Here is a 7,013-nt window from a genome sequence, read left to right on the forward strand (position 1 = left end):
GTTTGGCCCGTTGGGCCTCGCCGCCCGGCAGCGCACCCTCCCGTGTCCCGGCTCCTTACGCGTACTGCCGCCGTTCCATTCCCGCCGGCACCTTCCGTCCAAACTGCGCCAATTGCGGGAACTCGACGGCAAGGCCGCAGTCCAGATCCGCGGTGCCGGCACGGAGTTCGATTCGCTGCGCGACTACGTGCGTGGTGATGATGTGCGTTCCATCGACTGGCGCGCCACTGCCCGCCGCTCCGCCGTCGTTGTCCGGACCTGGCGGCCGGAACGGGACCGTCGCGTCGTGATCCTGCTCGACACCTCGCGGACGGCCGCCGCCCGGATTGCCGACGAGCCGCGGCTGGACACCGGGATCGAGGCAGCCCTGCTGCTGGCCGTGCTGGCCGAACGGGGCGGCGACCGGGTGGATTTCCTCGCCTTCGACCGCCGGGTGCGGGCCAGGGCCGGCTCGGCGGCCAAGGGAAACCTCCTGGGGCAGCTGATCCAGGCCATGGTCCCCCTCGAAGCGGAGCTCATTGAGCTCGACTGGAGCCAGATTCCCGGCCAGATCCGCTCCGTTTCGGCGCACCGTTCGCTGGTGGTGCTGCTGACCGCGCTCGACGGCGGCGCCCCTGAGGAGGGGCTCCTCCCGATGGCGGCCCAGCTGGCGCAACAGCACGTGGTGGTGGTGGCCGCTGTCCGCGACCCGGTGCTCGGCGAGATGCTCCAGGAACGGTCCACCGCCAGCGGGGTCTTCCGCGCCGCGGCGGCCGAACGTGCGCTGCTGGAACGCGAAGCGGTCAGCGCCCAACTGCGCCAGGCCGGCGTCGAGGTGGTCGACGCCGAACCCGCGCAACTGCCGCCGGCCCTCGCCGACGCGTACATTCGGTTGAAAGCCGCCGGTAGGCTGTGACCCCAGGAGGATGATGTGAGCACCTACGACCCGATCTACCAGCTTGGTCTGGGGCCGGACTTTGCCCTTCTGCAGCCTGAGCTGCAGGAGTACTTTTCCCTCACCCCGGGCTCGGGGCATTACGGCGTGGGCGAGGGCGTCTTCGACGTCGTCGGCTGCCGGCAGTCCTGGTTGCGGCCGCTGTTGCGGCTCGCGACCGGTGAGCAGGCGTTTTTCCCGGAGTACGGCGAGGGCATCAGGTTCCGGATCGAGAACCACGCCCATCTGGACCCCTTCGGCCGCTCGAGCCTGACCGCCCGCCGCGAGATCTTCTTCCCGCAGACCACCCGGATCTTCCAGGACACCACCAGCGCCGATTCCTCGTCCGGGTCCACCCGGCTGGTGGACTACGTGGGCCGTTACCGCCGGCTGATCACTGACCTCAACCTCCGCGTCACGCCCGAGGGGAGGCTGCGTGGCGTGTCCGAGGCATCCCGGCTGTTTGTCGGGCCRGTCCGGATCCCGCTGCCGGCAGCCCTCGACGCCAGGGCCTACGCCGAACAGTGGTGGGAGCCGGTTGAGGGACGGCACCGGATCCAGGTCAAGGTGATCCAGCCGCAGATTGGGCTGGTTTTGGTGTACGCCGGGCACTTCGATTACCGGCTGGAACCCTATCCGGCCGGGGCGGCGGCACCGGGCCATTTACCCGCGCACGCCCGGCCGGACCGCTGGGAGAGCCGCGTCTAAGGGGCGCTGGTCCGGACGCTGTGTCCGAATCCTAGCCGAGGGCGAGCTGGTTCAGTCCGTCGGCCAGTTGGGTCAGCCGGGTCAGCACGGCCGTCGCGGACGACGGCGTGTGGCCGGCGAGCCCGCCGGAGGGCGTGACGCGCACCGCGCCCAGCGACTCAGGCATAAGGCCGAGCTGGCGCCAGGGGCGCCAGAGCGTTTCTACCGCCTGTCGCACCCGCTGCAGCCCCGCCGTCGGGTCATCGACTGGCAGGACTCCTGCCCAGAGTCGTTTTCCGGCCTCGACGGCGCCTGCGAGCTGCTCCCACTGGCGTGATGTGAGGGCCCTCAGGGGCACCGCGATGCCGTCCGCTCCGGCCGCCAGGATCCGGTCAAACGGCGCCTCGATCTCCGGCACCGCGATGACGATCTCGGCGGCGCCGGCGGACCGCAACGCGTCCACCACCAGCCGCCAGGATTCGGTGACCTCCGACCCCGCGACTGACCGCAGGGTGCGGTAGCCGCTGGATGTCGGGATGGTGCCGGCCATCACGGCGGCGATGTCCGGTTCATCGACCTGGACCACCAGCCGGGCTCCTGGCGCCGCGGTGGCCAGCCTGGCCAGGTGGGCACCGACGCCGGCAGCGAGCGACGCCGCAAGATCGCGGCGGGCGCCGTGGTCGATCAGGGCACGTTCGCCGTTGTGCAGGTGCAGCCCCGCGGCGAGGCTGAGCGGTCCGCGAAGCTGGAGCTTCAGGTCTGCGGCCGGGGAGTCTTCCGCCCCGATCACGTCGGCGAGGACGTTGATGTCGGTCGAGAGGGCCGAGCGCGCCCGGGTGAGGTCCTTCCCTGGCCGGTCGACCAGGCGCCAGCCGAAGGGCTGGGCGTCCACGGCGAGGCCTTCGAGCACCGAGGCGGTCCGGCCCAGCGCKTCGGAGCCCACGCCGCGGTCCGGGAGTTCGGCGAGGAAGGGCAGGTGCGGGCTGCCCAGCTCCCCACGGATGATGCGGGCGGCCTCGACCGGGTCCTCACCCGGCCACGGGCCAAGGGCGGTGGCCGTGACCTGGCCCGGAAAAGCAGCCACGCCTAGGCCTCGGCGGCCAGGGCGGAGTCCGCGGAGGCACCCGAGAGGTGCGCGGCGGCCTGGTGGTCCTCGGCGATCGCCTCATGGTGGCGGATCACCTCGCCGATGATGAAGTTCAGGAATTTTTCGGCAAAGGCCGGGTCCAGGTGCGCCTCGGCGGCGAGCCGGCGCAGCCTGGCGATCTGGGCCGTCTCACGGCCCGGGTCTCCTGCCGGGAGCTTGTGCGTGGCTTTGAGGAAGCCGACCTTCTGGGTGGCCTTGAACCGTTCGGCGAGGAGGAACACGAGGGTGGCATCAATGTTGTCGATGCTGGACCGGATCGACAGCAGTTCCGCCATCACCGAGGGGTCAACGTGCCCGGCGAGGGAACTGGCCGCGGGGTCGTAGCTGTCGGTGTCAGGGAGGTTCTGGTTCTGCTCGGTCATTGATCCAGTCTAGGGGCAGGCGGGCAATTGCTTCCCGGTGTTAAGCGGGCGCGGCCGGTCCTTCGGCCGGACCCTTGCGGGCAGCGAAAAGGGTATGCCCGCCGTTCGCGGTGAACGGCGGGCATACCCCCTTGTGCGCGGAAAGCGGCTCAGTGCCCGCTAGGCGCCGAGCACCGCGCGGAACTCCTCGCGGCGGCGGGCCTGCTCGTCCGGATCCGGGACCGGCAGCGAAGCGATGAGCTTTTTCGTGTAGTCGTGCTGCGGGTTGCCCATCACCTGGTTCCCCAGGCCCTGCTCCACCATCTTGCCCTTGTAGAGGACCCCGACCCAGTGCGAGAGGATGTCCACCACGGCGAGGTCGTGGCTGATGAAGAGGCAGGCGAAGCCGAATTCGGCCTGGATTTCCTTGAACAGCTCCAGCACCTTTGCCTGCACCGAAACGTCCAGTGCCGACGTCGGCTCATCCGCGATCAGCAGCTTCGGGTTCAGGATCAGGGCCCGCGCCAGTGACGCGCGCTGCCGTTGGCCGCCGGAGAGCTCGTGCGGGTAGCGGTCAGCGTAGGCGGCCGGCAACTGCACCGACTCAAGGAGCTCCCGGGTCCGCTGGCGTGCCTGCGCGGGCGTCGGCTTGGTGTGGATGATCAGCGGTTCCGCGATGCACTCACCGATGGTCAGCTGCGGGTTGAACGACGCCGCCGGGTCCTGGAACACAAACCCGATCTGCTTGCGCAGGGGCTTGAAGGTACGTTCCTTGAGATTGAGCATCTCGTAGTCCAAGACCTTCAGGCTTCCGCCGGTGGTCTTGTTCAGGCCCGCGATGGCGCGGCCGATCGTCGTCTTGCCGGACCCCGATTCGCCGACGAGGCCAAAGACCTCGCCCTCGGACAGCGTGAAGTTCACGCCGTCCACGGCCTTGAACGCCGGACTTCCCAGCCGGCCCGGGTACTCGATGGTCAGGTTCTTGGCCTCGACCAGCACCTTGCCGCCCTGGTGGGCGCGTTCGGTCATACCCGCCGAGGCGGAGTTCCGGCCCAGGTGCGGGACGGCGGCCAGGAGCTTCTTCGTGTAGTCCTGCTTCGGCTCCGCGAAGAGCACCCGCGCGCTGGCTTCCTCGACGATGTCGCCCTGGTACATCACGACGACGCGGTCCGCGAGGTCAGCGACCACACCCATGTTGTGCGTGATGAGCACGATCGAGGTGCCGTACTGGTCCCGAAGGTCCCGGAGGAGCTCCAGGATCTCGGCCTGCACCGTGACGTCCAGCGCCGTGGTCGGCTCGTCCGCGACAATGAGCCCCGGATTGAGCGCCAGCGCGGCGGCGATCACGACGCGCTGCTTCTGGCCCCCGGAGAACTGGTGCGGGTAGTAGTTGACCCGGGTTTCCGGATCGGGGATCCCCACCTTCCGCAACGCCTCGATGGCCCGGGCCTTGGCGTCCTTGGCATTGACCTTGCCGCCGCCGGAGTGGCCGGCGTGGGCGCGGATGCCCTCCGCGATCTGCCACCCCACGGTGAACACGGGGTTCAGCGCGGTGGACGGTTCCTGGAACACCATGGCCACGTCGCGGCCCCGGATTTCGCGCAGCTTCGAAGGGCTGACACTGATGACGTTGTTGCCGTTGATCAGCACAGCGCCGGAGCTGATGGCTGTTTCCGGCAGGAGGCCCAGGATGGTCTTGGCCGTGACCGTTTTGCCGGAGCCGGACTCGCCGACGATGGCAACGACCTCGCCGGGGTTGACCTCAAGGCTGACATCCTTCACCGCGTAGACGTCCCCGGCGTCGGTGGCGAAGGTGACCTTCAGGTTGTCGATGTCCAGCACTGGTCCGGCGCTGCGGGCGTGCTGGTCTGAAACGGAGCCGATATTGGTACTCATGAACTGCTCACTTCTGCTGTGGGAGCCGCCTTGGCGCCGGCGGAATCGGGTCCGCCCTTGCCGGAGACAGCCTTCTTGCGGCCGCGCAGGCGCGGATCGTTGAGATCGTTGATGCTCTCGCCGACCAGGGTCAGGCCGACAACGGTGAGGACGATCGCCAGACCCGGGAAGACACCCGTCCACCAGATACCGGAGGTGGTGTCCGCGAGGGCCTTGTTCAGGTCAAAGCCCCATTCGGCGGCGGACGTCGGTTCGATGCCGAAGCCGAGGAAGCCCAGGCCCGCGAGGGTAAGGATGGCTTCGGAAGCGTTCAGCGTGAAGATCAGCGGCAGGGTCCGGGTGGCGTTTTTGTAGATGTGGCGGGACATGATCCGGATGTTGGATGCGCCCACCACCTTGGCGGATTCCACAAAGGGTTCGGCCTTGAGCCGGATGGTCTCGGCGCGGATCACGCGGAAGTACTGCGGGATGAAGACCACGGTGATGGAGATCGCTGCGGCGAGGATGCCGCCCCACAGGCTGGACCGTCCGCCGCTGATGACGATGGCCATCACGATGGCGACCAGCAGGGACGGGAACGCGTACACAGCGTCGGCAATGACCACCAGGATCCGGTCCAGCCAGCCGCCAATGTAACCGCTGACCAGGCCGAGGATGACGCCGATGAAGATCGACATGATGACGGCGACGATGATGACCATCACCGCTGTCTGCGCACCCCAGACGACCCGGGAGAACACGTCGTATCCGCCCACGGTGGTGCCGAGCAGGTGCCGGCCGCCGGGGGCCTGCTGCGCCGGGAAGTTACCGCCGTCGTCGGAAATCTGCGAGAAACCGTACGGTGCGATCAACGGAGCGAAGATCGCGGTCAGCAGGAACAGCGAGGTCAGGACGAGCCCGGCGACGAGCATGCCGCGCTGCAGGCCGACGCTCTTGTTGAAGTGGGAGACCACCGGCAGGCGCCGGAACCAGGATTCCCTGCGGTTTTCTGCGGCAATAGTTGGTTCGATGCTCATGTCAGTACCTCACGCGGGGGTCGATCAGCGCGGCCACGATGTCCACGATGAAGTTGGTCACGGCCACGATCACGGCGAGCAGCACCACAATGCCCTGGACAGCCACGAAGTCGCGGGCCGTCAGGTAGGTCGCGAGCTGGAAGCCGAGGCCTTTCCATTCGAAGGTGGTCTCGGTCAGGACGGCGCCGCCGAGCATGACCGCGATCTGCAGGCCCATCACCGTGATGATCGGGATGAGGGCCGGCTTGTAGGCGTGCTTGGTGACCAGTCGGAATTCGCTGACGCCGCGTGAGCGCCCGGCTTCCACATAGTCCTTGCCCAGGGTGCCGATCACGTTGGTGCGGACCAGCCGGAGGAAGATGCCGGCAGTCAGCAGGCCGAGGGCGACGGCGGGCAGCACGGCGTGCGCGAAGACGTCACCGAGGGCGGCCATGTTTCCGCTGCGCAGGGCGTCGAGCCAGTAGATGCCGGTGGGCGCCTGCAGCGCGGTGAGTGCCAGTTCGGTGGAGGTCTTGGCCCGGCCCGCGACCGGAAGCCAGCCCAGCCAAACCGAGAACGTCAGCTTCAGCAGCATGCCGGCGAAGAACACGGGGGTCGCGTAGCAGAGGATCGCGAAGATCCGCAGCACGGCGTCGGGAGCCTTGTCCCGGCGGTGAGCGGCGATCATGCCCAGCGGGATGCCCACCAGCAGGGCCACGAGCAGGGCGTTGATGGACAGTTCCAGCGTTGCGGAACCGTACGTGGTCAGCATCTCGGAGACCTGGCGGTTGTCCGAAAGCGTGGTGCCGAAGTTGCCGGTGATGAGCTGGCCCAGGTACTCGAAGTACTGCACCAGGATGGGCCGGTCGTAGCCGGCCGAGTGGATGCGCTCCGCCAGTTGCTCCGGAGGGAGCCGGCCGCCGAGGGCAGCCGTGATCGGATCACCGGTGATCCGCATCAGGAAGAACACAAGCGTGACCAGGATGAAAATGGTCGGGAAGATCAGCAGGAACCTGATCAGGATGTATTGGCCC

At 68.1% G+C, this 7,013-nt stretch carries 7 protein-coding genes; 2 read left to right on the forward strand and 5 right to left on the reverse strand.

The features are described from left to right. Positions 1-895, forward strand: an 895-nt coding sequence (locus AC1DHD_RS12485) for a DUF58 domain-containing protein (RefSeq protein WP_476880022.1), incomplete at its 5' end; no start/stop codon positions are given. A 15-nt stretch (positions 896-910) separates the two neighbouring features. Next, positions 911-1,621 (forward strand): DUF4166 domain-containing protein, encoded by a 711-nt coding sequence (locus AC1DHD_RS12490; RefSeq protein ID WP_476880023.1) that lies wholly within the window; start codon positions 911-913, stop codon positions 1,619-1,621. A gap of 31 nt (positions 1,622-1,652) precedes the next feature. Here AC1DHD_RS12490 and AC1DHD_RS12495 read toward each other — a convergent pair whose 3' ends face one another. The 5 genes from AC1DHD_RS12495 to AC1DHD_RS12515 all read right to left on the reverse strand — a co-directional run. Continuing rightward, on the reverse strand, positions 1,653-2,684 hold the full coding sequence (locus AC1DHD_RS12495; RefSeq protein WP_476880024.1) for a uroporphyrinogen decarboxylase/cobalamine-independent methonine synthase family protein: 1,032 nt from the start codon (positions 2,682-2,684) through the stop codon (positions 1,653-1,655). Between the two features lie 2 nt (positions 2,685-2,686). Further along, on the reverse strand, positions 2,687-3,109 hold the full coding sequence (locus tag AC1DHD_RS12500; RefSeq protein WP_476880025.1) for a chorismate mutase: 423 nt from the start codon (positions 3,107-3,109) through the stop codon (positions 2,687-2,689). 159 nt (positions 3,110-3,268) lie between these two features. Then, positions 3,269-4,984 (reverse strand): ABC transporter ATP-binding protein, encoded by a 1,716-nt coding sequence (locus AC1DHD_RS12505; RefSeq protein WP_476880026.1) that lies wholly within the window; start codon positions 4,982-4,984, stop codon positions 3,269-3,271. Beyond that, complete coding sequence (locus AC1DHD_RS12510; RefSeq protein WP_476880027.1) at positions 4,981-6,000, reverse strand: ABC transporter permease; 1,020 nt, start codon at positions 5,998-6,000, stop codon at positions 4,981-4,983. Before AC1DHD_RS12510 ends, AC1DHD_RS12505 begins: the two co-directional genes overlap by 4 nt. A gap of 1 nt (position 6,001) precedes the next feature. Continuing rightward, a partial coding sequence (locus tag AC1DHD_RS12515) for an ABC transporter permease (protein ID WP_476880028.1) occupies positions 6,002-7,013 on the reverse strand: 1,012 nt, incomplete at its 5' end.

It is taken from the genome of Arthrobacter sp. 05L45_2, assembly GCF_056397525.1.

Excerpts from the sequence above, each read along its gene's own strand:
- AC1DHD_RS12500 (WP_476880025.1), bottom strand. The coding sequence starts at position 3,109 with ATGACCGAGCAGAACCAGAACCTCCCTGACACCGACAGCTACGACCCC.
- AC1DHD_RS12505 (WP_476880026.1), bottom strand. The coding sequence starts at position 4,984 with ATGAGTACCAATATCGGCTCCGTTTCAGACCAGCACGCCCGCAGCGCC.
- AC1DHD_RS12510 (WP_476880027.1), bottom strand. The coding sequence starts at position 6,000 with ATGAGCATCGAACCAACTATTGCCGCAGAAAACCGCAGGGAATCCTGG.